Source organism: Streptomyces montanus (assembly GCF_005786655.1).
GTDB classification, from domain to species: domain Bacteria; phylum Actinomycetota; class Actinomycetes; order Streptomycetales; family Streptomycetaceae; genus Streptomyces; species Streptomyces sporangiiformans.
Genome location: NZ_VBZC01000153.1, coordinates 1 through 1640, shown reverse-complemented (window position 1 = coordinate 1640; position 1640 = coordinate 1). Strand labels below are relative to the sequence as shown.

The 1640-nt window shown below is 77.1% G+C and carries 1 protein-coding gene and 1 pseudogene; both read right to left on the bottom strand.

Going from position 1 to position 1640, the window contains the following annotated elements; translation table 11 throughout:
* Positions 1 to 187 (bottom strand): annotated as a pseudogene (locus tag FE633_RS46860) (pyridoxal phosphate-dependent aminotransferase); the annotation flags it as partial.
* A 94-nt stretch (positions 188 to 281) separates the two neighbouring features.
* Entirely contained in the window at positions 282 to 1025 is a 744-nt protein-coding gene (locus tag FE633_RS46855) for a hypothetical protein (RefSeq protein WP_138051250.1), read from the bottom strand.
* Between the last annotated feature and the right edge of the window lie 615 nt (positions 1026 to 1640).

Sequence of the window (1640 nt, the reverse complement as noted above, 5' to 3'; positions counted from 1 at the left end):
CCGTGGGCAGGCCGCGCCGGTCCCAGTAGGCGCGGGCCGCGTCCAGGAGGCGCCGACCGCCGCCGGTCGGTTCGGTGTGCGCGCCGGCCGCGGCCGCGGCCAGTCCCGGCAGCACGGGCAGGCCGTGGCCGGGAAGCGGTGGGCCGTAGCGAACAGGACCGTGGCCTTCCGGATCCGTCCGCCGCATGTCCGCCTCCACGCAGTGATCCGTGGTCCGCCTGGTCCCCACGGTGCCGGTTGTGCCCCTGTGCTCCGAGTACCCAGCGTCCTGCGTCGCCAACTCAGCCGTTCCAGGACGACCCCCTGCGGAGCAGCCGCTGGACCGCGGCGCCCAGCGCGCCCGCGATCAGGAGGCCGCCGGCGGCGAGGGCGGCGGGAGAGTCGGTGAAAGCGCCGCCCTCGCCCGCCTGCACACCGTTCTCGACCGCCGGTTCGTGGGAGCTGTCAGGGGACGACTCCTCGCACGAGGCGCCCCACTTCTTCTCCTGGCCGCCGGCCGCCGACGGGCAGGCGCCGTCCCCGCCCCACTCGGAGGCCGGGCCGGTCGCGTCGCCCGTTCCTCCCCAGGAGGTCTCGCCGCCCTCCTCGGGTACGTCGCCCTCGTACGCACCGTCGCCCTTGTCGGGCACGCCACTCTCGGAGGTCTCGCCACTCTCGGAGGTCTCGTCGGCCTTGTCGGGCACGCCTCCTTTGTCGGGGACACCGCCCTCGTCGGGCACACCGGCACCTTCGGAGGTCCCGCCGCCCTCGTGCGTCCCGCCGCCCTCGTCGGGCGCGGCGCCCTTGGAGGTCCCGGCGTCCTTGTCAGGCGTGGCCCCCCACGTCCCGCCGTCCTTGTCGGGTGCGGCGCTCACGTCCGCCCAGCGGTCCTTGTCGGGTACGACGCTCTCGGAGGTCGGTCCGGCGAGCGGGTCGCCGGAGGCCACAGGGAGTGGGCTGACCTCCGCGGATGCGGCCGGCGCGGCGGCGCCCAGGGCGACGGTGGCGAGGGCGGTGGCGCACAGGGCACGGACGGTGCGGCGCATGGGCTGGGCTCCTTCGGCCGGTGGCTCGGGTGGCCTCCCGCGCCCGTGAGGCAGCGGAGGGCGGGCACGACCGCCGTGCCCCGCAGCCCATCACAGCCCGCGCGCCGCCGGGGCGCGCGCGGCCGGACACCATTCGTGCCACGCGGACGCCCGAGCGGGTGACACCGCACCGGGCCGCAGCGCCGTGGCAGCGCGCCGTGACGCCACACCATGCCGCCGCACCGTGACGCCCCCCTCGGGCCGGTCCGTCTCCCCCCCCACGGACCGGCCCGTTTTCTTTTGCGCTCCGCGCGTCCCACACCCGCCCACACGCGCCCACTGTGCGCAGCCACCACGCGCCCACACGCGCCCGCCGCGCGCAGCCACCGCACGCGCCCGGATGAACCGCCGCCCGCGAGCCGAACCGGCGACTGAGCCGCGCGAGCCCATCGCACACGAGGGGAAAGGCCTTGCCGCACCATGCCACCGCGCCATAGCGGCGCACCATGCCGCCGCACCGTGGCGGTACACCGCCGCCGCACCGTGGCAGCGCGCCGTGGCGCCGCGCCGTGACGCCGCACCATGCCGGCGCGCCGTGGCAGCGCACCATGCCGGCGCGCCGTGACAGCGCACCAT